General features: G+C 74.1%; 23 protein-coding genes and 1 pseudogene. 18 read left to right on the forward strand and 6 right to left on the reverse strand.

The annotated features are described in order from the left end of the window. Positions 1-139, forward strand: a pseudogene (locus ACH9D2_RS19260) (diaminopimelate epimerase); the annotation flags it as partial. Between the two features lie 35 nt (positions 140-174). Here ACH9D2_RS19260 and ACH9D2_RS19265 read toward each other — a convergent pair. Then, positions 175-837 (reverse strand): methyltransferase, encoded by a 663-nt coding sequence (locus ACH9D2_RS19265; protein ID WP_396364442.1) that lies wholly within the window; start codon positions 835-837, stop codon positions 175-177. A gap of 139 nt (positions 838-976) precedes the next feature. Here ACH9D2_RS19265 and hflX point away from each other — a divergent pair, with 139 nt between their 5' ends. Continuing rightward, on the forward strand, positions 977-2,605 hold the full coding sequence (hflX, locus tag ACH9D2_RS19270; protein WP_396364443.1) for a GTPase HflX: 1,629 nt from the start codon (positions 977-979) through the stop codon (positions 2,603-2,605). A gap of 4 nt (positions 2,606-2,609) precedes the next feature. After that, positions 2,610-4,688, forward strand: coding sequence for an ATP-dependent DNA helicase (locus ACH9D2_RS19275; protein ID WP_396364444.1), 2,079 nt, complete (start codon positions 2,610-2,612; stop codon positions 4,686-4,688). Between the two features lie 106 nt (positions 4,689-4,794). Here the strand turns inward: ACH9D2_RS19275 and lexA are convergent, their stop codons facing one another. Then, complete coding sequence (gene lexA / locus ACH9D2_RS19280) at positions 4,795-5,574, reverse strand: transcriptional repressor LexA (protein ID WP_396364445.1); 780 nt, start codon at positions 5,572-5,574, stop codon at positions 4,795-4,797. Positions 5,575-5,916: 342 nt separating this feature from the next. Between lexA and ACH9D2_RS19285 the strand changes: the two genes are divergently transcribed. From ACH9D2_RS19285 to ACH9D2_RS19315, 7 genes are all read left to right on the forward strand, one after another. Then, the gene (locus tag ACH9D2_RS19285; RefSeq protein WP_396364446.1) at positions 5,917-6,339 is read left to right on the forward strand and encodes a LysM peptidoglycan-binding domain-containing protein; all 423 of its coding nucleotides are present in this window, start codon (positions 5,917-5,919) and stop codon (positions 6,337-6,339) included. 75 nt (positions 6,340-6,414) lie between these two features. Then, the gene (locus ACH9D2_RS19290) at positions 6,415-7,518 is read left to right on the forward strand and encodes a histidinol-phosphate transaminase (protein ID WP_396364447.1); all 1,104 of its coding nucleotides are present in this window, start codon (positions 6,415-6,417) and stop codon (positions 7,516-7,518) included. A 140-nt stretch (positions 7,519-7,658) separates the two neighbouring features. Next, positions 7,659-8,288 carry an imidazoleglycerol-phosphate dehydratase HisB gene (hisB, locus tag ACH9D2_RS19295; RefSeq protein ID WP_298588959.1) on the forward strand — a complete coding sequence of 210 codons (630 nt, stop codon included), beginning with the start codon at positions 7,659-7,661 and terminating at the stop codon, positions 8,286-8,288. Then, positions 8,285-9,052 carry an imidazole glycerol phosphate synthase subunit HisH gene (hisH, locus tag ACH9D2_RS19300; RefSeq protein WP_396364448.1) on the forward strand — a complete coding sequence of 256 codons (768 nt, stop codon included), beginning with the start codon at positions 8,285-8,287 and terminating at the stop codon, positions 9,050-9,052. The genes hisB and hisH overlap by 4 nt, the downstream gene beginning before the upstream one ends. Continuing rightward, complete coding sequence (locus ACH9D2_RS19305) at positions 9,049-9,210, forward strand: hypothetical protein (RefSeq protein WP_396364449.1); 162 nt, start codon at positions 9,049-9,051, stop codon at positions 9,208-9,210. The genes hisH and ACH9D2_RS19305 overlap by 4 nt, the downstream gene beginning before the upstream one ends. Before the next feature lie 47 nt (positions 9,211-9,257). Beyond that, positions 9,258-10,010: a bifunctional 1-(5-phosphoribosyl)-5-((5-phosphoribosylamino)methylideneamino)imidazole-4-carboxamide isomerase/phosphoribosylanthranilate isomerase PriA gene (gene priA, locus ACH9D2_RS19310; protein ID WP_396364450.1), complete on the forward strand. Its 753-nt coding sequence runs from the start codon at positions 9,258-9,260 to the stop codon at positions 10,008-10,010. Further along, a complete protein-coding gene (locus ACH9D2_RS19315; protein WP_396364451.1) occupies positions 10,007-10,861 on the forward strand; it encodes an SseB family protein in 855 nt (284 codons plus the stop codon). The genes priA and ACH9D2_RS19315 overlap by 4 nt, the downstream gene beginning before the upstream one ends. Before the next feature lie 45 nt (positions 10,862-10,906). Here ACH9D2_RS19315 and ACH9D2_RS19320 read toward each other — a convergent pair whose 3' ends face one another. Then, positions 10,907-11,317 carry a DUF1844 domain-containing protein gene (locus ACH9D2_RS19320; protein ID WP_396364452.1) on the reverse strand — a complete coding sequence of 137 codons (411 nt, stop codon included), beginning with the start codon at positions 11,315-11,317 and terminating at the stop codon, positions 10,907-10,909. 85 nt (positions 11,318-11,402) lie between these two features. Between ACH9D2_RS19320 and ACH9D2_RS19325 the strand changes: the two genes are divergently transcribed. The 6 genes from ACH9D2_RS19325 (at position 11,403) to ACH9D2_RS19350 (ending at position 15,235) form a co-directional block, all read left to right on the forward strand. After that, positions 11,403-11,699, forward strand: coding sequence for a DUF503 domain-containing protein (locus tag ACH9D2_RS19325; protein ID WP_396364461.1), 297 nt, complete (start codon positions 11,403-11,405; stop codon positions 11,697-11,699). 365 nt (positions 11,700-12,064) lie between these two features. Continuing rightward, positions 12,065-13,012: a translation initiation factor IF-3 gene (gene infC / locus ACH9D2_RS19330; protein ID WP_396364463.1), complete on the forward strand. Its 948-nt coding sequence runs from the start codon at positions 12,065-12,067 to the stop codon at positions 13,010-13,012. Between the two features lie 158 nt (positions 13,013-13,170). Beyond that, positions 13,171-13,365, forward strand: coding sequence for a 50S ribosomal protein L35 (gene rpmI, locus ACH9D2_RS19335; RefSeq protein WP_017832891.1), 195 nt, complete (start codon positions 13,171-13,173; stop codon positions 13,363-13,365). Between the two features lie 94 nt (positions 13,366-13,459). After that, positions 13,460-13,849 carry a 50S ribosomal protein L20 gene (gene rplT / locus ACH9D2_RS19340; RefSeq protein ID WP_396364453.1) on the forward strand — a complete coding sequence of 130 codons (390 nt, stop codon included), beginning with the start codon at positions 13,460-13,462 and terminating at the stop codon, positions 13,847-13,849. Between the two features lie 14 nt (positions 13,850-13,863). Then, positions 13,864-14,778 (forward strand): TrmH family RNA methyltransferase, encoded by a 915-nt coding sequence (locus ACH9D2_RS19345; protein ID WP_396364454.1) that lies wholly within the window; start codon positions 13,864-13,866, stop codon positions 14,776-14,778. 4 nt (positions 14,779-14,782) lie between these two features. Further along, complete coding sequence (locus tag ACH9D2_RS19350) at positions 14,783-15,235, forward strand: (deoxy)nucleoside triphosphate pyrophosphohydrolase (protein WP_396364455.1); 453 nt, start codon at positions 14,783-14,785, stop codon at positions 15,233-15,235. A gap of 141 nt (positions 15,236-15,376) precedes the next feature. Here ACH9D2_RS19350 and ACH9D2_RS19355 read toward each other — a convergent pair whose 3' ends face one another. The 3 genes from ACH9D2_RS19355 to ACH9D2_RS19365 form a co-directional block, all read right to left on the reverse strand. Beyond that, the gene (locus ACH9D2_RS19355) at positions 15,377-16,291 is read right to left on the reverse strand and encodes a DUF559 domain-containing protein (RefSeq protein WP_396364456.1); all 915 of its coding nucleotides are present in this window, start codon (positions 16,289-16,291) and stop codon (positions 15,377-15,379) included. Positions 16,292-16,517: 226 nt separating this feature from the next. Beyond that, positions 16,518-16,940 carry an eCIS core domain-containing protein gene (locus ACH9D2_RS19360; protein WP_396364457.1) on the reverse strand — a complete coding sequence of 141 codons (423 nt, stop codon included), beginning with the start codon at positions 16,938-16,940 and terminating at the stop codon, positions 16,518-16,520. Positions 16,941-16,959: 19 nt separating this feature from the next. Further along, entirely contained in the window at positions 16,960-17,280 is a 321-nt protein-coding gene (locus ACH9D2_RS19365) for a DMT family transporter (RefSeq protein WP_396364458.1), read from the reverse strand. A gap of 225 nt (positions 17,281-17,505) precedes the next feature. Here ACH9D2_RS19365 and pheS point away from each other — a divergent pair, with 225 nt between their 5' ends. Then, the gene (gene pheS / locus ACH9D2_RS19370) at positions 17,506-18,576 is read left to right on the forward strand and encodes a phenylalanine--tRNA ligase subunit alpha (protein WP_396364459.1); all 1,071 of its coding nucleotides are present in this window, start codon (positions 17,506-17,508) and stop codon (positions 18,574-18,576) included. Positions 18,577-18,579: 3 nt separating this feature from the next. Further along, complete coding sequence (pheT, locus tag ACH9D2_RS19375) at positions 18,580-21,132, forward strand: phenylalanine--tRNA ligase subunit beta (protein ID WP_396364460.1); 2,553 nt, start codon at positions 18,580-18,582, stop codon at positions 21,130-21,132. Positions 21,133-21,151 lie beyond the last annotated feature (19 nt).

Here is a 21,151-nt window from a genome sequence, read left to right on the forward strand (position 1 = left end):
CGCCGCGGCGCCCGACCAGTGGCTCGTGCAGGTGCCCGGAGGGGTCGTCTCCGTGACGTTCGTCCCGGCGCCCGACGGCGCCGAGCACGTGGTGCTCGCCGGACCGGCCGTGCTGGTGGCCGAGGGCACGTTCGTCTGAGCGCCGCGGCCCGGCCCGCCGCCCGGAACGGTCCGTCAGTCCCGGCGCTCGACCAGCAGCACCCGGAACCCCTTGTCCGTCGTGTGCCGGGAGACCCGGAAGCCGCCGCCCAGGGCGGTGCCGAGCCACTTCTGCAACGAGTCGGCGCCGAGGTTCTTCTGCACCACCAGCCACGCCGTTCCGCCGACGGCCAGCCGCGGGAGCCACTGGAGCAGCAGCTCGTGCAGCTGCTGCTTGCCGATCCGGATGGGCGGATTGGACCAGATGGTGTCGAAACGCCGGTCGGCGGGCACCTGCTCCGGGAGCAGCGTCTCCACGCCGGCCAGCCCCAGGGCCGCGGCGTTGTCCCGGGTGAGCCGCAGGGAGCGCTCGTTGACGTCCACGGCCGTGACGCGGGCCTTCGGGGCGGAACCGGCCAGGCTCAGCGCGATCGGGCCCCAGCCGCAGCCGAGGTCCAGGAGCTCCGCGCCGGTGGGATCGGGAACATTTTCCAGCAGCACGGACGTTCCCTTGTCGAGGCCTCGCGGGCTGAACACCCCGTTGGAGGTCTGCAGCACGACCTCCCGCCCCCGCAGGGTCACGGCCACGGAGCGCCGCACCTCGGGCGCCGAGGGGTCCTCGGAGAAGTAGTGCTCGGTCCCCGGGTTCGGGGTCGCCGGGCCGGTCACGGGATCGGGGGAGTCGGGACGCGATGCCATAGCGCCCCATGCTACCGACAGCGACCGCCCGGCCCGCCGCGGACGCCGACCCCGCTCCGGCGGGAACGTCCGGACCCGCCGCAGGATGTCCGGCGCCACCACTAGAATGAACCGATCAGCAGCTCGTCCGAAAGGAACCATGACCCACCCCCGCGAAACCCCTGCCGAGCCCCGCGCCGCCGCGGAGCCCGAGAACGGCCTGAGCCGGCAGGACCTGGAGGACGTCGTCGAGCGCGTGCTGTCCCGGGCCCGCGCCCGGGAGCAGGCCGCCGGGCAGGACGCCGCCCCCGAGGACGACTCCACCGCGCCGGGCCGGTTCTCCGGCCGGGCCCGCGAGCTCGCCGACGCCGAGGACGGGCACACCGTCCACGACGGCGACCAGCAGGACCTCGAGGAGCGCCGCGCCCTGCGCCGCGTCGCGGGGCTGTCCACCGAGCTCGAGGACGTCACCGAGCTCGAGTACCGCCAGCTGCGCCTGGAGCGCGTGGTGCTGGCCGGACTGTGGACGGAGGGCACCCTCGCCGAGGCCGAGAACTCCCTGCGGGAACTGGCCGCGCTCGCCGAGACCGCGGGCTCCGAGGTGCTCGACGGCATCGTCCAGCGCCGGCCCAAGCCGGACCCGGCCACGTACCTGGGCTCGGGCAAGGCCAAGGAGCTGCGGGACATCGTCGCCGCGACCGGCGCGGACACCGTCGTCGTGGACTCCGAGCTCGCCCCCTCCCAGCGGCGCGGGCTCGAGGACGTCGTGAAGGTCAAGGTCATCGACCGCACGGGTCTGATCCTCGACATCTTCGCCCAGCACGCCAAGTCGAAGGAGGGCAAGGCCCAGGTCGAGCTCGCCCAGCTCGAGTACCTGCTCCCGCGCCTGCGCGGCTGGGGCGAGTCCCTGTCCCGCCAGGCCGGCGGCCGCGCCGCCGCCGGTGAGGGCATCGGCTCCCGCGGCCCCGGCGAGACCAAGATCGAGCTGGACCGCCGCCGGATCCGCACCCGCATGGCCAAGCTGCGCCGTGAGATCGCCGCCATGAAGCCGGCCCGCGAGACCAAGCGGCTCAACCGCCGCCGCCACTCCGTGCCGTCCGTGGCGATCGCCGGCTACACCAACGCGGGCAAGTCCTCGCTGCTGAACCGGCTCACGGACGCGGGGGTGCTCGTGGAGAACGCCCTGTTCGCGACCCTGGACCCCACGGTCCGCCGCGCGCAGACGCCGGACGGCATCGGCTACACGCTCTCGGACACGGTCGGCTTCGTCCGCTCGCTGCCCACCCAGCTGGTCGAGGCGTTCCGCTCCACCCTCGAGGAGGTCGCCGACTCCGACCTGATCCTGCACGTGGTGGACGCCTCCCACCCGGACCCGGAGGGGCAGATCCGCGCGGTGCGCCAGGTCTTCACGGACATCGACGCCCAGAACATCCCGGAGATCATCGCCCTGAACAAGGTGGACGCCGCCGACCCGTTCGTGGTCGAGCGGATCAAGCAGCGCGAGCGCAACGTGGTGGTGGTCTCCGCCCGCACGGGGGAGGGCATCGAGGAGCTGAGGCAGCGGATCAGCGAGTCCATCCCGCGCCCCGAGACGGTGCTGGAGCTGCTGGTCCCGTACCAGCGCGGTGACGTGGTCAGCCGGCTGCACGACTGGGACGCCGAGATCCTGCGCACCGAGCACCTGCCCGAGGGCACCCACCTGCTCGTGAAGGTCCGCGAGGACCTCGCGGCCGAGCTCGCGGAGTTCGCCCCCGAGCACGCTCCCGGCTTCGGCGCCGAGAGCGCCTGAGCGCGTGTCCGCCGCATTCGTGGACGAGGCCGGGCACGACGTCTCCGCCGTGCGCCCCGAGACCCTGCCGGGGGCGAAGGACGCCCTGGCCCTGCTGGACACCGCCGTCACCGCGATGGGCGGGCAGGTCCGGGACGGCCAGCGGCTGATGACCGCCAAGGTCGCCGAGGCTCTGGACCGCGGCCGGCACCTGCTGGTCCAGGCGGGGACCGGCACCGGCAAGTCCCTCGCGTACCTGGCCCCGCTCGTCGAGCACGCCCAGCACGCGGACAAGCCCGTGGTCGTGGCCACGGCGACGCTCGCGCTGCAGTCGCAGATCGTGGGCCGGGACGTGCCGCGGCTGCTGGCCGCCCTCGAGGGCGAGCTCGAGCGCGACGTGGACGTCGCCCTGCTCAAGGGCCGCAGCAACTACGCGTGCCTGCACAAGCTCGAGGGCGGCTATCCGTCCGACGACGAGCCCGGCGCGCTGTTCGCGCTGCCCGACGCCGCCCCGCACCCCGGCGCGCCGCAGCCGGCGGCCGCCGAGAACCCCGGGCGGCTGGGCCAGGAGGTCCAGCGCCTCCGGGAGTGGGCCCGGGTCACCGGGACGGGCGACCGGGACGAGGTGCTCCCTGGCGTCAGCGACCGCGCCTGGCGCCAGGTGTCCGTCACGGCCAAGGAGTGCCTGGGCCGCAGCTGCCCCCTGTTCGAGGACTGCTTCGCCGAGCTCGCCAAGCAGCGGGCCGGTGAGGCCGACATCGTCATCACCAACCACGCCCTGCTCGCGATCAACGCGTTCGAGGGGATCACCGTGCTGCCCGAGCACGACGTCGTGGTCATCGACGAGGCCCACGAGCTCCAGGACCGGGTGACGGGCGCCGTCACCGGCCAGCTCTCCGCGGCCATGGTGCGCTCGGCCGCGTCGTCCGTGCGCAAGCACACCTCCGCGAGCTCCGACTCCCTCACGGCCGGGGCCGCCAACCTCGAGGCCGCCCTGACGGGCGCCCCGGCCGAGCTGCTGCACCGCGGCCTCGGCGACGCCCAGGCGGCGGCCGTGGCCCAGATCCGGGACGCCGCCCGCACCGTCATGACCGAGTCCAAGGCCGGTGCCGGGGAGAAGGACGGGGACGCCGGCCGGCAGATGGCCCGCTCCCGGGTGAGCGACGTCCTCGACCTGGCCGAGCGGATCCTCGCCGCCGAGGAGCACCGGGAGGTGCTGTGGATCTCCCGGCAGGGCGGCTGGGAGCCCGGCCGCGGCTACGTCCCCGCCGAGGACACCGACCCGGCGACCCTGCACGTGGCCCCGCTCAGCGTGGCCGGCACCCTGCGGGAGGGGCTCTTCGACGGGCGCACCGTGGTGCTCACCTCCGCGACCCTGTCCGTCGGCTCGTCCTTCGACTCCGCGGCCGGCGCCCTCGGCCTGCGCGGCGACGGCGCCCCCCGCTGGGAGGGCGTGGACGTCGGCAGCCCGTTCGACTACCCGAGGCAGGGCATCCTCTACCTCGCCAAGCACCTGGAGAAGCCCGGCCGTCGCCTCACGGAGGCCCAGCTGGACGAGATGCTGGCCCTGCTGGAGGCCTCCCGGGGCGGGGCCCTGGGGCTCTTCTCCTCCCGCCGGGCGGCGGAGGAGGCGGCCGAGGCCCTGCGCGAGCGCACCGACCTGCCCATCCTGTGCCAGGGGGAGTCGTCGCTGGCGGGACTCGTCCAGGAGTTCACCGACGACCCGTCCACGAGCCTGTTCGGCACGATGAGCCTGTGGCAGGGCGTCGACGTCCCGGGTGCCTCGTGCCGGCTCGTGATGATCGACCGGATCCCCTTCCCGCGCCCGGACGACCCGCTGGCGAGCGCCCGCAGCCGGGCCGCGGAGCGGGCCGGCGGCAACGGGTTCATGTCCGTCTCCGCAACGCACGCGGCCGTTCGGCTCGCCCAGGGGGCCGGGCGGCTCATCCGCGCGGGCGGGGACCGGGGCGTCGTGGCGATCCTGGACTCCCGGATCGCGACCGCCCGCTACGGCGGTTTCCTGCGTGGGTCCCTGCCGCCGCTGTGGACCACCACGGACCGCTCCGTGGTGCTCGGGGCGCTGCAGCGGCTCGCCACGGGCTGAGCACGCGTCCGGCGCGCACCGAGCACGTCCTGACCGCGCGCTGCGCCCGGACGGGACCGGGCCCCCGCCGACGGCGGGGGCCCGGGCACCGGGGGCGTGCAGCGGCTCAGAGGCTGCGCAGCACCGAGACGACCTTGCCCATGACGGTGGCGTGGTCGCCGAGGATCGGCTCGTACCGTGTGTTCTGCGGCAGCAACCACGTGTGGCCGTCCCGCTGGCGGAACGTCTTGACGGTCGCCTCGTCGTCGAGCAGGGCCGCCACGATGTCCCCGTTGTCGGCGGCGCTCTGCCGGCGCACCACGACCCAGTCGCCGTCGCAGATCGCGGCGTCGATCATCGAGTCGCCCTTGACGCGCAGCATGAACAGCTCGCCGTGCCCGACCAGCTGGCGGGGCAGCGCGAGGACGTCCTCGACGGACTGCTCGGCCGTGATCGGCCCGCCGGCGGCGATGTGGCCGACCAGCGGGACCATCGTCACGTCCGCCGAGGTGGACAGCTCGGCCACGGCGTCGTGGGCGGCGGGGCGCGCGGTGCGGCCGGTGGGCGCCGCGGCGGCCTCGTGCGACGGCTCGGCGGGTTCCGAGCCGTCGGTACCGCGCAGCTGCAGCGGCGTGAGCACCTCCATGGCCCGGGGCCGCTTGGGGTCGCGGCGCAGATAGCCCAGTTTCTCGAGCTGGGAGAGCTGGTGGGTCACGCTCGAGAGCGAGGCCAGGCCCACGAGGTCCCCGATCTCCCGCATGGACGGCGGATAGCCGTGCTCGGCGATGGAGCGCTGGATGGCCTCGAGGATGGTGCGCTGGCGCACGCTGAGTCCGCGGCTGCGCGAGCGCGCCCCGGAGCGGGCGCCCCGCGCGCGGGGCTCCTCGGGGGTGGGGGCCTGGGCCATGGGAGCGTCGTCCTTTCCCGTCCGGCTGCCGGTGCCGCCGGTGTGCGCGGACCCGGTTCCGATGTCGGACCCGGGTGGTTCGATGGGTCCCGGTCGGAAGGCGCCAGGGGGTCCGCGGCGCGCGCCGGCCCGAGGCCCGAACACGCCCTCAGCCTAGGCGACACGCCGTGCGTGTTCAAACATATGTACGACCCGGTGTCGACAGCGTTCGCAGACACGTGCTAGACATGGGTCATCGGTATTCGAAAGTATGTTCGATCGAATGGAGGCCCCGAGAGGTCGTCGACCGGACCGGTGTTCGAGATCGCCCGCTCCGCGCGGGAACGTCAAGGAGTTCATGTCATGAGTGCCAGTGCCACCCTCAGCGCCGTCGTCGCGCGCCGCCACGGATCCGCAGGAGCCGCGGGAGGCCTCGGCCGAGCGGCCCGGCGTGCTCGCTCCGCGCGCTCCCGCACCCCGCTGACCCTGACCCGCCGCGGCCGCCTGGTGTTCCTGGGGCTGCCCGTCCTCGCCGGCTCCGCCGCCCTGGTCGTGCTCGCGGTGATCTTCCTCGTCCCCTCGACGGCCACGGCCACGAGCGAGCCCGTCCTGGGATCAGGGACGGAGCAGACCACCGTGTTCCCCGGGCAGAGCCTGTGGGAGCTCGCCGTGACCGCCGACCCGGACCGGGACCCGCGGGAGGTCATGGACGAGATCGTGGAGCTCAACGACCTGGACAGCTCCGTGCTCGTGGCGGGCCAGCTCCTCGAGGTCCCGGCCGCCTGAGCCGCCCACCCCGAGCCGGACGGCCGGCGCGCGGCCCTGGGCCGGAGCACCGGGGCGGAGCACTAAACTGTTCGGGTGACGCAGAACCTGGACCGACTCAACGCCCTCCCGCTCCGCGACGACCTGCGCGGCAAGATGCCGTACGGCGCCCCGCAGCTCGACGTCGCCGTGGCGCTCAACACGAATGAGAACACCCATCCGGTCCCGGTGGACGTGCACGCGGCGATCGTCCAGGAGGTGACGGAGGCGGCCCGGACCCTCAACCGGTACCCGGACCGAGAATTCACCGCCCTGCGCGAGGAGCTCGCCGCGTACCTCGGCCACGGGCTCGGGGCCGAGAACCTGTGGGCGGCCAACGGCTCCAACGAGATCCTGCAGCAGATCCTGCAGGCCTTCGGCGGCCCCGGCCGCACCCTGCTCAGCTTCGTCCCCACCTACTCGATGTACCCGCTGCTGGCCTCCGGGACGCACACCGGCTTCGTCGCGGGGGAGCGCGCGGCCGACTTCGGCCTGGCCGCGGAGTCCGCCGCCGAGCAGGTGCGCCGGCACCGCCCGGACGTCGTCTTCCTGTGCTCGCCCAACAATCCGACGGGCACGGCGCTGGGCGCCGACGTGGTCACCGCCGTGTACGAGGCGGGGGAGGAGTTCAACACGGTCGTGGTGGTCGACGAGGCGTACGCCGAGTTCTCCCACGGCGGCACCCCCACCGCGCTCACGCTGCTCGAGGGCCGGCCCCGCCTGATCGTCTCCCGCACCATGAGCAAGGCGTTCGCGCTCGCCGGCGCCCGCCTGGGCTACTTCGCGGCGGCACCCGAGGTCGCCGACGCCGTGCGCCTCGTCCGGCTGCCCTACCACCTGTCGGCCGTCACCCAGGCCACGGCCCTCGCGGCGCTGCGCCACTCGGGGTCGCTGCTGGCCAACGTGGAAGACATCAAGAGGCAGCGCGACCGGATCGTCGACGAGCTCGAGCGCCTCGGGCTCGAGCCCTCCGAGTCGGACTCGAACTTCGTGTTCTTCGGCGGCATGGCGGACTCCCGGGCCATGTGGGAGGCGCTGCTCGAGGACGGGGTGCTCGTGCGGGACGTCGGGATCCCCGGCCACCTGCGGGTCACCGCCGGCACCGAGGAGGAGACCACCGCGTTCCTCACCAGCATGGAGCGCATCGTCTCCGGCGGTTGAGCAGTCCGGGCCGGGCCCTCCCCGACCCGGATAGCATGGAAGCAGACCACCCCCGGGCCCGAGCCGCCGCCCCGCGGCCCGGCCCGGACCCACCGCGGCCCGCCGACGGCCGTGCCGCGCCCGCGAGGAGTTCCCACCGAATGAGCGACCAGACCCCCACCGGCACCCGTGCGCCCCGCCGCGCCGCCCTGGAGCGGCGCACGAGCGAGTCCTCGGTGTCCGTCGAGATCGACCTCGACGGCACCGGCGAGAACGACATCGACACCTCCGTGCCGTTCTACGACCACATGCTGACCGCGCTGTCGAAGCACTCCCTGATCGACATGCGCATCCGGGCCACCGGGGACACCCACATCGACGTCCACCACACCGTCGAGGACACCGCGATCGTCCTCGGGGACGCCCTGCGCCAGGCGCTGGGCGAGAAGGCCGGGATCCGCCGCTTCGGCGAGGCGACCGTCCCGCTGGACGAGGCCCTGGCCAACGCCGTGGTCGACATCTCCGGCCGGCCCTACGTGGTGCACACGGGGGAGCCGGAGGGCCAGCAGTACCACCTCATCGGCGGGCACTTCACCGGCTCCATGGTCCAGCACGTCTTCGAGTCCCTCGCCCACCACGCCGGGATCTGCCTGCACGTCACGCTGCTGGCCGGCCGGGACCCGCACCACATCGCCGAGGCCCAGTTCAAGGCCGTGGCCCGTGCCCTGCGCCAGGCCGTGGAGCCCGATCCCCGGGTGCACGGCATCCCGTCCACGAAGGGCGCCCTGTGAACGACGACGACACCACCACGACCCGCGGCGGCGACCGGCCCACCGTCACGGTGCTCGACTACGGCGCGGGCAACGTCCGCTCGGCAGTGCGCGCCCTGGAGGCCGCCGGCGCGGACGTGGTGCTCAGCGCCGACCCCGAGGCGGTGCTCGACGCCGACGGCCTCGTGGTCCCCGGCGTCGGGGCGTTCGCCGCCGTCATGGAGGGGCTGCGCTCCGTGGACGGGCTGCGCCTCATCGGCCGCCGCCTGGCCGGCGGCCGCCCCGTGCTGGGCATCTGCGTGGGGCTGCAGGTCCTCTTCGAGTCCGGGGTGGAGCACGGCCGGCAGACCGAGGGCATGGGCGAGTGGCCCGGCGTCGTCGAACGGCTGAAGGCCGACGTGGTCCCGCACATGGGCTGGAACACGGTCGAGCCGCCCGAGGGCTCGGTGCTGTTCCGGGGGATCGAGGACGAGCGGTTCTACTTCGTGCACTCCTACGGGGTGCAGGAGTGGGACTTCCCGCAGAGCATCGAGAAGATGCGGCCGCCGCAGGTGACCTGGTCCGACCACGGCGGGCGCTTCGTCGCGGCCGTGGAGAACGGCCCCCTGTGCGCCACGCAGTTCCACCCGGAGAAGTCGTCCGAGGCCGGCATCCAGCTGCTGCGCAACTGGCTCGGCACCCTGCCGCGCACGGGACGCCTGGACCACCTCAAGGCCGGTGACCCGCTGGGCGGGGACACCCTGGCCGGCCGGCCGACCCTGGAGACCGGGGACGGGCCGGCGTGAGCGCCGCCGTCCTCGTGATGGTGGCCGGGGCCTTCGTGGCCGGCGGTGCCATCTCCTTCCACCAGCAGCACAAACCGCTCTGGACGGTCGTGCTCCTGGCCGTGATCGCCGCGGGCCTGGTCGGCTACGGCTGGTACGCCTGGTTCCAGGGCCGCTGAGCACCTCCCGTCCGTCCGACACCCCGACCACCGAGAAGAGAGATCCCATGCCCCTGAGCGAGACCCCCCGCCTCCAGCTGCTGCCCGCCGTCGACGTCGCCGACGGCCAGGCCGTGCGCCTGGTCCAGGGCGAGGCCGGCTCCGAGACCGGCTACGGCGACCCGCTCGAGGCCGCCCTCGCGTGGCAGGAGGCCGGCGCCGAGTGGATCCACCTCGTGGACCTCGACGCCGCCTTCGGCCGCGGCGACAACATCGACGTGCTGCGCCGCGTCGCCGCCGAGCTCGAGCTGAAGGTCGAGATGTCCGGCGGCATCCGCGACGACGCCTCGCTGGAGCGGGCGCTGTCCCTGGACCCCGCCCGGATCAACCTGGGCACCGCGGCCCTCGAGAACCCCGACTGGACGCAGAAGGTCATCGCCGAGCACGGCGACGTCATCGCGGTGGGCCTCGACGTGCGGGGCACCGTCCTCGCCGCCCGCGGCTGGACCGAGGAGGGCGGGGACCTCTGGGAGGTCCTGGACCGCCTCGAGGACCACGGCTGCGCCCGCTACGTGGTCACCGACGTCACCAAGGACGGCACCCTCAAGGGCCCCAACCTCGAGCTGCTGAAGGAGGTCGCGACCCGCACCGACAAGCCCGTGGTCGCCTCCGGCGGGATCTCCTCCCTCGAGGACCTCGCGGCCCTGCGCACCCTCGTGCCCTCGGGCGTCGAGGGCGCGATCGTGGGCAAGGCCCTCTACGCGGGCCGGTTCACCCTCGAGGAAGCCCTCGACGTGGCGGGCCGACCGGGAGCGCGGTGACCGAGCGGCCCCTGCCCGGGCACATCGCCGCCCAGCTCGCGGGCGCGGGCGGGGCTGAGGACACCGGCGGCCAGGCCTGGGCCGGGCGCAACCTGGGGGAGGGCACCAGCCACACCCACCGGTTCCCCGACGACGACGGCGCCGCCGTCCCGGCCGTGCTGCGGGCCCTCCAGGACCTGCGCGCGGGGGAGGCGGACGAGTCCTCCGTGGTCGCCGCGCTCGCGGGGACCCGGGTGTTCGTGCCCGTGGTGGCAGAGGTCTCGGCCTCGACCGTGACGGAGGCCGGTCTCGTAGCCGACAAGGAGGCCGACATGGCGCTCGTCTCCCTGCGGGCCGCGGACGGCCGGCAGGTGCTGCCGGTCTTCACCTCCACGGCGGCGCTCACGGACTGGCACGCCCGGGCGCGGCCGGTGGCCACGGACGTCCGCCGGGCGGCCGTGGCCGCGGTCAAGGACGGCACCCAGCTGCTCGTGCTCGACCCCGGCGCGGACCTCCCGTTCGTGGTGCGCCGACCGGCCCTCTGGGCACTGGCCCAGGGCAGGCCCTGGACACCCTCCTACCGCAGCCAGGCCGTCGAGGAGGCCGTCCGGCGCTGCGCCGCCGACCTGCCGGGCGTGCTCGGGGTGGCGACGGCACCCGGGGACGGGGTGGCCGTGCGCGCCGCGGACGGGGCGCTCGTCCGGGGCGGCGGCGCGGGCCCGGAGCTCGCCGTCGTGCTGTCCCTGCGGGCCGGACTCGACCGGGGACGGCTGGACGACGTCGTCGCCCGGTTCCAGGCCCGGCTGAGCGTCGAGCCGGCCCTCGCGGAGGACGTGGACTCGATGCAGCTGCGTCTCACGACAGCGGGCTGACCCGGGGAACCCGGATCAGCCCGCGAAGGACGACGGCGCCGGTACTCAGCTGACCGGACCCGTGAACCGCTCGCCGGGCCCCTGGCCGGGGGCGTCCGGGTAGCGCGAGGCCTCGCGGAAGGCGAGCTGGAGGGTGCGCAGGCCGTCGCGCAGCGGAGCGGCGTGCTGCGAGCCGATCTCCGGGGCCGCGGCGGTGACGAAACCGGCCAGCGCGGTGATGAGCTTGCGCGCCTCGTCGAGGTCCTTGAGCTCCTCGGCGTCCTCGCCGGCGGCGAGCCCGCACTTCACGGCGGCCGCGCTCATGAGGTGCACGGCCGCGGTCGTGATGACCTCGATGGCGGGGACCTCCGCGATGTCGCGCATCTGCTCGTCGACGGCGCTGACCGTCTCCTGCGGGATCTCCTGGCCGGACCGTGCGGCGTCGTCGTCGAAGCGGAAGGTGTTCTCGGAAGTCATGGCCCAACTCTGCCACACCCCCGGCCGCCGCCCGCACTATCCTGCAGGGGAGGCCGGGAGCCGGCCGGAAGGGGGCGGGGACACCGTGTGGATCGGGTGGATCGAGTTCGACGTGCTCCTGGGGGACGTCCACTCCCTCAAGGCCAAGCGCTCCGTGGTGCGGCCCCTCGTCGCGGAGCTGCGCCGCCGCTTCCCGGTGACCGCCGCCGAGGTCGGCCACCTCGACCTCCACCGCCGGGCCCTCGTGGGCACCGCCGTGGTCGCGGCGGACGCCGCCCGCCTCGTCGAGCTCCTCGACGAGGTCGAGCGCTTCGTGGCCGCCCGGCCGGAGACGGAGCTGCTCTCGGCCCGCCGGGCCCTGCACAGCACCGAGGACGAGTGAGGCGCCGGCACGACCGTCGTTTCCCGAACCCGCCGCCCATGGGCTAGACTGGTCGGCAGTGTGCAAGTGGAGGAGACTCCCACCCGCGCCGGCCACGGTCCCCGAGCCTCTCGGAGGACCGGAGCACGGCCGCCGGGTCCGCGACGACATCGTCCGCACGACGGCACGGCCGGGACATCCCGCGTCCGTTACGTCACGCAGTGCGTCACCCCACGGGGAACGCAGCGATGAGCCTCCGCTTGCCGACCGCAGCGGGGGCTTTTGTCGTTGCGGACCGGACCGAACCATGAGGTCCCCGGAAACCTCCGGGCGATCACGCAGAGCATCAGGAGCACGGCATTAGCGATCCACGTATCAATGACAGAATCCGAGTCCCCGAAGTCCGTCTCGTCGGACCCGCAGGCGAGCAGGTCGGCATCGTCCGCGTCGAGGACGCACTGAGGCTGGCCCGCGAATCGGATCTCGATCTGGTCGAGGTGGCGCCCAACGCCAAGCCGCCGGTGGCCAAGCTCATGGACTTCGGCAAGTACAAGTACGAAGCCGCGGTCAAGGCCCGGGAGTCGCGCAAGAACCAGACGAACACGGTCCTCAAGGAGGTCCGGTTCCGGCTCAAGATCGACACCCACGACTACGAGACCAAGGTCGGCCACGCCAAGCGGTTCCTCGGCGCCGGCGACAAGGTCAAGGCCATGATCCAGTTCCGCGGTCGCGAGCAGCAGCGCCCCGAGATGGGCGTCCGCCTGCTCGAGCGCTTCGCGAACGACGTCGCGGAGGTCGGCGCGGTCGAGTCGAGCCCCCGGGTCGACGGCCGCAACATGGTCATGGTCGTGGGCCCGCTGAAGAACAAGGCCGAGGCCAAGGCCGAGGCGCGCCGCCAGAAGCAGCGCGAGGAGGCGAAGTCCGAGAACGAGCGCAAGGCGAAGGACAAGGTCGACACGTCCTCCGCGGAGCCCGTGACCCAGACGATCGGGGACGCGTTCCCGGCCGAGCTGCGCGAGCGGGCCGGACAGGCCAAGGAGCCGGTGCAGCAGCCGGCAGCGGAGCCCGACGTCCAGGAGACGGCACCGGCCCCCGAGGCCCCGGAGACGGCGCAGCCCGCCGCCCCCGAGGCCGTCGAGGCCGCCGAGGCCCCGGCGCCCGAGGTCGCTGAGACCCCGGCGCCGAAGGCCGCTGAGACCCCGGCGCCGGAGGCCGCTGAGACCCCGGCGCCCAAGGCCGCCCCGAAGCCGCCGGCGCCCAAGGCTCCGGCCGCGGCACCGAAGGCTCCCCGGCCCGGGCCCAAGCCGGGTGCCAAGCCCGGGCCCCAGGCCTGAGCCCAGCACGACCATCCGCGCGAGCGGAGCAGAACTGACAGCGCCCCGTGGCGCGCAGCCGGTCCCGGCTGCGCGCCAGGGGCACCGTGGAGGTGCGGCGGACGTCGCCGCGCCCTCCGGTGGCCACCACCGGAAGAATCGCAAGGAGAGCGGCCCACATGCCGAAGATGAAGACCCACAGCGGGGCGAAGAAGCGCTTCAAGCTCACCGGTACCGGCAAGGTGAAGCGCCAGCAGGCCAACCGCCGCCACTACCTGGAGCACAAGTCCTCCCGGCTGACCCGTCGCCTGGCCTCCGACCAGATCGTGGCCCCCGGTGACGCCAAGGTCATCAAGAAGATGCTGGGCAAGTAGACCCCACCGCATCCGTTGGGGAGCCAGTCTCCCCGCCCCGCACAGATTTGACCTCCCGGCCGAGCGGCCGGGACCGAAGTGAAGGAGTACACACGTGGCACGTGTGAAGCGGGCGGTCAACGCCCACAAGAAGCGCCGGGAAATCCTCGAGCAGGCCTCCGGCTACCGCGGCCAGCGCTCGCGCCTGTACCGGAAGGCGAAGGAGCAGGTCACCCACTCGTTCGTCTACAGCTACAACGACCGCCGGAAGCGCAAGGGCGACTTCCGCCGGCTGTGGATCCAGCGCATCAACGCCGCGGCCCGCGCCAACGGCCTGACCTACAACCGCTTCATCCAGGGCCTCAAGGCCGCCGAGGTGGAGGTCGACCGCCGCATGCTCGCCGAGCTGGCCGTCAACGACCAGAACGCGTTCGCCGCGCTGGTCGAGGTCGCGAAGAAGGCCCTGCCGGAGGACACCTCCGCGCCGCGCGAAGCCGCCGTCTGAGCCCAGTCGGAGCAGTGAACCTCACGGAGCGCCTGGCCGCCCAGCCGATGTCCAACCCCCGAGCCGATCGGGTCAGGGACGTCGCGGGACTGGCCGGGCGCTCCGCGCGTTCCAAGCGCGGGCTGTTCCTCGCCGAGGGCCCGCAGAACGCCCCCGAGGCCCTCGCCCGGCACCTGGAGTCGCCGTGCGTGGACGCCGTCTACGTCACCGAGGACGCCCTGGGCCGGCACCCGGACATCACGGCTCTCCTCGAGCGCGTGGCCGAGGACCGCTCCGTGTTCGTCCGCCTCGTGACGCGAGAGGTCCTCGCCGCCATGAGCGACGCGGTGACCCCGCAGGGCGTCGTCGTCGTGTGCCGCCCCCTCGACACCGACCTCGGGACCGTGATCGCCGCCCGGCCCCGGCTCGTGGCCGTGCTGGCCCGGGTGCAGGACCCCGGCAACGCCGGGACCGTGCTGCGCGCGGCGGACGCCGCGGGCGCGGACGCGGTGGTGCTCACCGCCGGCAGCGTGGACGTCTACAACCCCAAGACCGTGCGCTCGACCGCCGGGTCCCTCTTCCACCTGCCCGTGGTGGTGGGCGCCGACCTGGCCGCGCTGCTCGGTGCCGCCCGCGCCGCGGGCTGCGGCGTGCTGGCCGCCGACGGCCACGGCGAGGTCGACCTCGACGGGCTCCAGGACGCCTCCGCCGCCCGCGCCGCCGGCGCCGACGGCGTCGAGGCCGCCTACGACCTGGCCCGGCCCACCGTGTGGGTGTTCGGCAACGAGGCCCGGGGCCTGTCGGAGGAGGAGAAGGCGCTGGCCGACCACCGCGTCGCCGTGCCGGTGCACGGACGGGCGGAGTCCCTCAACGTGGGCACCGCCGCCACCGTGTGCCTCTACGCCTCGGCCCGCGCCCAGCGGCGCCCCCGCTCCGGGGACGGGCGCTGAGCCGATGACCGCGCCCCTGCCCGCCGCGTACCGCACCCAGGTGGTCGGCGCCGCCCTCCTCGACGACGCCGACCGGCCCACGGCCTTCCTCGCGGCGCAACGGGCCTACCCCGAGGCCCTCCGGGGCCTGTGGGAGTTCCCGGGCGGCAAGCAGGAGCCGGACGAGAGCTGCGAGCAGGCCCTGGTGCGCGAGTGCGCCGAGGAGCTCGGCGTGCACGTCCGGCTCCTCGCGGAGGTGCACGGCCCGCACGCCCAGGGCTGGCCGCTCAAGGACACCGCGGCGATGCGGGTCTGGACGGCCGTGGCGGCCGGCGGCGACCCGCGGCCCGTGGTGGGGGAGGACCACCTCGCCGTGCGGTGGCTCCCGCTGGAGGACGCCGGCGCCGCGCTCGCGCTGCCGTGGATCCCGGCCGACCTGCCGATCGTGCACGCCCTGCTGGACCAGCTCGCCTCCTGACCCCCGCCCCCCCCTCCGCCGAACTCACCGCTGCGACCCGAAACCGCGGTTCTTGTTCTCGCCTCTGGGGCTGATCCGGTGAGTTCGGCTGGGGGGCCCAGAGATGGGGGGCCAGCGATGGGGAGCGCAGCGGCGGGGAGGTCAGGGCCGGGGAACGCGGCCGCGGAGGGCCAGGTGGAGCCGGGCGACGAGCTGTTCGGGTTTCCGGGTGACCGTTTCCCAGTCGGTGCGCAGCACCGTCCAGCCCGCCCCGACCAGGGCGAGTTCCCGCCGCCGTTCCGCGTAGAGCACCTCACCGGTCGGCGTGTCCAGGAAGTACTTGACGCGGCCGTCGAACTCGAGGACCACGCGGGCCTCGAGCCAGGCGAAGTCGGCCCGGTACACGCCCCTGCAGGTCCGGATGGTCGGTTGCGACACGAAGGGCGGCAGCGCGGACTGCAGCAGCACGATCCGGGTGAGCGACTCGCCCGGCGACTCCGAGAGCGGGTCCGCGAGATCCAGGGCGTTCCGGGCTCGCCGCACGCCCCGGTGACCGGGCAGCCGGGCCAGCCGCGCCGTGAGCCCGCCCGGATCCACCCCCGCGGCCAGGGCCTGGTCCAGGACCACCACGGCGGCACCCAGCGGGAGGAACCGGGCGCAGTCCAGCGCGGTCCGCTGCGGGGTGGTGAGCAGCAGCCCGTTGCGCTCGGCGACGTCGTCGTCGGGCAGACGGCCGCTGTGGTGGTGGGCCGCCCGGTCGGTGCTGCGGGTGCCGAGGCCGGGGCCGTGGAGCACCTGCGGCGCCCCGGGGTCCCGCAGCAGGCGCCAGCCGTGGAGCAGCGCCGCCGAGTCCCGGCAGAACACCGGAGGAGCCACCGCGGTGCGGGCCACGGCGACGTGCCTCTGCACCGTCCGGTCCCGGTCGTCCAGGGCGTGCCACCAGGCGGAGCCGGCGTAGACGCCGTGGGCCACCCGGTGCAGGGCACCTGCCCGGACGAGGCGCTGGGCGCCGGTGGAGGAGACGCCCATGGTCTGCAGGTCGGCCAGGGTCAGCAGCCGGGGCGGGAACACGGTCATGCACGGATCCTGCGCCGCGTCGACGCGCCCGGACACGGCCCGGGACCGCTCTGTGGAGCAGGGGCTGCGTGACCCCCCGACCTGCAGTGCAGATGGAGGACCGCCCACCCACCGCACCCCACCCCACCGCCGGGCTCACCGGTTCGCCCCGAGAGGGCAGCACATCCATCCCCGTCTCGGGCAGAAGCGGTGAGTTCGGCGAAGGGGGGACGCGGGGAGGGCGGTGTCAGCGGCCGTCCGGCGAACGGTAGCCGCCGTCGGCGAGGCCCGCCCGCACCTCGAAGGGGTTGCGCAGCGCCGGGTGCCCGCAGCGCAGCACCGACCACCCCGCGGCCACGAGGTAGGCCGGCAGGAACGGCAGGCCCAGGCACCTCGCCCACTGGCTCGCGTGGCGCGACTCGTGGGCCAGCAGCCGGGGACGGGCCGCGACGTCGTCGATCCCGGCCCGGAACAGGACGACGTTGCCCACGGTGAAGGCCCCCGCCTTCGGCAGCCGGGGCCGGTAGCCGAACCCCAGGATCAGCCCCTCCGGCCCGCGGACCACCCTCGTGCGCGTGGCCGCGGCGACCAGCAGCCCCAGCGGCGTCGACAGGTTCGTCATGTTCCACACCTGCCGCAGGCGTGCCGTGCGGCTCAGTTCGGGCGTCATGGGACCAGCGTAGATCCGCTCAGTGCGCCCCGCCCAGGTTGAGGACCACCACGCCCGCGATCACCAGGGAGACCCCCACCACCTTGGTCACGGTGAGGGGCTCGCCGAGGAACGCGGCGCCGATCGCCACGATCGCCGCGGTGCCCAGCCCGGACCACATGGCGTAGGCGACCCCCACCGGGATGGTCCGCAGCGTCTGGGCCAGCAGCGCGAACGCCACGCCGTACATGCCCAGGCTGCCCACGGTGGGCCACAGCCGGCTGAACCCGTCGGTGTACTTCAGCAGCGAGGTGCCGATGACCTCGGCGGTGATCGCCAGGGCCAGGAACAGGTAGGGCACAGGCGGGGCTCCTTCGGGGTGGACGGCGGGGTGCTCCAGTCCTACCAGGTCCGTGCCGGGAACGACGTGGTGCGGGACGGGTGGGCGGCCCGTGAGGCATGTGCCATAGACTGGGATCCGCCCGCGATCCGTGCCGATCCGGGCTTTCCCGTGGCATCTGTCACAAGAAACACGTAACAGCGTGCCCGGACGAAGCCGTCCCCGAGCCGAAGAAGTCGCCAGCTGATGTCTGAACTGCCACCCGAGACCGCCCCGAGCGGCGTGGTCGACCCGACCGACGAGGCCGCGGTCTCCGCTGCGGTCGAGGCGGCCCTGACCGCCGTCGAGAACGCCGAGGACCTGGACGCGCTCAAGGAGGTGCGGCTCGCCCACGCGGGGGAGCGCTCGCCCCTGGCGCTGGCGAACCGGCGGATCGGCGCCCTGGACAAGTCGCAGAAGGCCGCCGCCGGCAAGCTGGTCGGCCAGGCCCGCGGGCGCGTCAACCAGGCGATCGCCGCCCGCACCACGGTGCTCGAGGAGGAGCGGGACGCCCGGATCCTCGTCGAGGAGGCCGTGGACGTCACCGCCGCCGGCCGGCGCCGGCGGCTGGGCGGGCGGCACCCGCTGACCAACCTCATGGAGCGCATCGGCGAGACGTTCGTGGCCATGGGCTGGGAGGTCGCCGACGGCCCCGAGGTCGAGTCCGAGTGGTACAACTTCGACTCCCTCAACTTCAAGCCGGACCACCCCGCCCGGGAGCTGCAGGACACGTTCTTCGTGGACCCGCCCGAGGCGCACCTCGTGCTGCGCACGCACACCTCGCCGGTGCAGATGCGCACGCTGCTGAACCGGGAGCTGCCGGTCTACGTCGTCGTCCCGGGGCGCACGTACCGCACCGACGAGCTCGACGCCACGCACACCCCCGTCTTCCACCAGGTGGAGGGGCTGGCCGTGGACGAGGGCCTGTCGATGGCCGACCTCAAGGGCACGCTCGAGCACTTCGCCCGGCAGATGTTCGGCCCGGAGGCGAGGATCCGGCTGCGGCCCAACTACTTCCCCTTCACCGAGCCGTCCGCGGAGCTGGACGTGTGGCACCCGAACGCCAAGGGCGGTCCGCAGTGGATCGAGTGGGGCGGGTGCGGCATGGTCCACCCGAACGTGCTGCGCGCGGCCGGCATCGACCCCGAGGTCCACTCGGGCTTCGCGTTCGGCATGGGCATCGAGCGGACCCTGATGTTCCGCAACAACGTCCCGGACATGCGCGACATGGTCGAGGGCGACGTCCGTTTCAGCGAGCACTTCGGGATGGAGATCTAGAGCATGCGAGTTCCTTTGTCATGGCTGCGCGAGCACGCCCCCGTCCCGGCGGGCGCGACCGCCGAGGACGTCCTGGCCACCCTCGTGAGGGTGGGCCTCGAGGAGGAGGACGTCCACCGCCCCGCGGACCACCTGAAGGGCCCGGTCGTGGTCGGCCAGGTGCTGTCCAAGGAGCCGGAGACCCACTCCAACGGCAAGACCGTCAACTGGTGCACCGTCCGCGTGGTCCCCGAGGGCCAGGAACAGACCCTGACCGGCAAGGGCATCGACCCCTCCGGCGTGCAGGGCGTGATCTGCGGGGCCCACAACTTCGAGATCGGGGACAAGGTCGTGGTGACCCTGCCCGGCGCCGTGCTGCCCGGGAACTTCACGATCTCGGCGCGCAAGACCTACGGTCACACCTCCGCCGGGATGATCGCCTCGGTGCGCGAGCTCGGCATCGGCGAGGACCACGACGGCATCCTGGTGCTCTCGACCCTCGGCCTGGACCCGGAGCTCGGGGCGGACGCCCTGGAGCTGCTCGGGCTCCACGACGAGGCCGCCGAGATCAACGTGACCCCGGACCGCGGCTACGCGTTCTCGATCCGGGGCGTGGCCCGTGAGTACTGCCACGCCGTGCACGAGCCCTTCACGGACCCGGCCGGCACCGTGGCCGCCCGGGTGCCCGCGCCCACCGGTGACGGGTTCCCCGTGGCCGTCGACGACGACGCCCCGATCCACGGCAGCCCCGGGTGCACCCGCTTCGTCGCGCGCACGGTGACCGGCATCGACGCGACCGCCCCCACGCCCCCGTGGCTGTCGGCGCGGCTGCGCCTGGCCGGGATCCGCTCGATCTCCCTGCCGGTGGACATCTCCAACTACGTGATGCTCGAGCTCGGCCAGCCGCTGCACTTCTACGACCTCGGCAAGCTGACCGGGGGCATCACCGTGCGCCGGGCCGCGCCGGGCGAGACCCTGGCGACCCTCGACGGGAAGCAGCGCGCCCTGGACCCCGAGGACCTGCTCATCACGGACGGCTCCGGGCCGATCGGGATGGCCGGGGTCATGGGCGGTGCCGCCACCGAGGTCTCGGACGGCACCGTCGACGTGCTCGTGGAGGCGGCCCGCTTCGACGAGATCTCGATCGCCCGCACCACCCGCCGGCACAAGCTCCCCTCGGAGGCGTCCAAGCGCTTCGAGCGCGGGGTGGACCCGCAGATCGCCCCGGTGGCGGCCCAGCGCGCCGTCGAGCTGCTCGTGGAGCTGGCCGGCGGCACGGCCGGCCCCGAGGTCACCGACGTGGACGAGACCTCCGCCCCCGCTCCCATCGAGCTGCCCTGGGACCACCCGGGGCGCCGCACGGGCGTGGAGTACACGGCGGAGCAGGTCGTCTCGACCCTCGTCGAGATCGGTGCGCAGGTCGAGGCCACCGACGACGGTTGGCGCGTCGTGCCCCCGTCGTGGCGGACCGACCTGGTCGAGAAGGAGGACCTGGTCGAGGAGATCGCCCGCCTCGTCGGCTACGACACGATCCCCTCGCGGCTGCCGGTGGCGCCCCCCGGCCGCGGCCTGACGGCCGAGCAGCAGGCCCGCAAGCGGGTCGCCGACGCGCTCGCGGCCGCCGGGCTGACCGAGGTGCTCGCCTACCCGTTCGTCTCGCAGGCGGACAACGAGCTGTGGGGAGCCCCGGAGCCCGGGGTGCCCGTGCCGTCGGTCAAGCTGGCCAACCCCATCAGCGAGGCCCAGGGGAGGCTGCGCGTGTCCCTGCTCCCGGGCCTGCTGGAGGTGCTGCGGCGCAACACCTCCCGCGGCTTCCGGGACCTGGCGCTCTACGAGGTCGGGCGGGTCTTCCGTCCCGGGGAGCAGCTCGGCACCGCGAGCATCCCCCCGCTGGGGGCACGCCCGGGCCGGGCGGTGCTCGACGAGATCGAGGCCGGCATTCCCGCCCAGCCGCGCCACCTCGCCGCGGTCCTGGCCGGCCGGGACGCGGCCGAGGGCCCGTGGACCGCGCCGCGGGCGTTCGACTGGCAGGACGCCCTCGACGCCGCCCGGCTGGCCGCCGAGGTCCTGGGGGTCGAGCTGGCCGTCCGCCAGGGCACCCACCAGGCCTTCCACCCGGGCCGCACCGCCGTGCTCGCCACCGCCGACGGCACCCCGCTGGGCTACGCGGGCGAGCTGCACCCCCAGCTCGTGGCCGCCCAGGGCCTGCCCGAGCGGACCGTGGCGATGGAGCTGAACCTCAGCTCCCTCGTCGACGCCGAGGTCGAGGTCGTGCAGGCCCGCCCGATCTCCGGCTATCCGGCCGCCACCCAGGACGTGGCGCTCGTGGTCGACGCCACGGTCCCGGCCGCCGAGCTGCGCTCCGCGCTCGAGGAGGGCGCCGGGGAGCTGCTCGAGGACGTCCGCGTCTTCGACGTCTATCAGGGCCCCGGCATCGAGGAGGGCCGGAAGTCCGTCGCCTTCGCGCTGCGCTTCCGGGCCCCGGACCGCACCCTGACCGCGGACGAGGCCTCTGCCGCCCGCGAGGCGGCCGTCGCCGTGGCCGCCGAGCGCCACGGGGCCGTGCTCCGCGGCTGAACGAGCCCGTCCCGGACGG

Source organism: Kocuria rhizosphaericola (assembly GCF_044462205.1).
Classification (GTDB): Bacteria; Actinomycetota; Actinomycetes; order Actinomycetales; family Micrococcaceae; genus Kocuria; species Kocuria rhizosphaericola.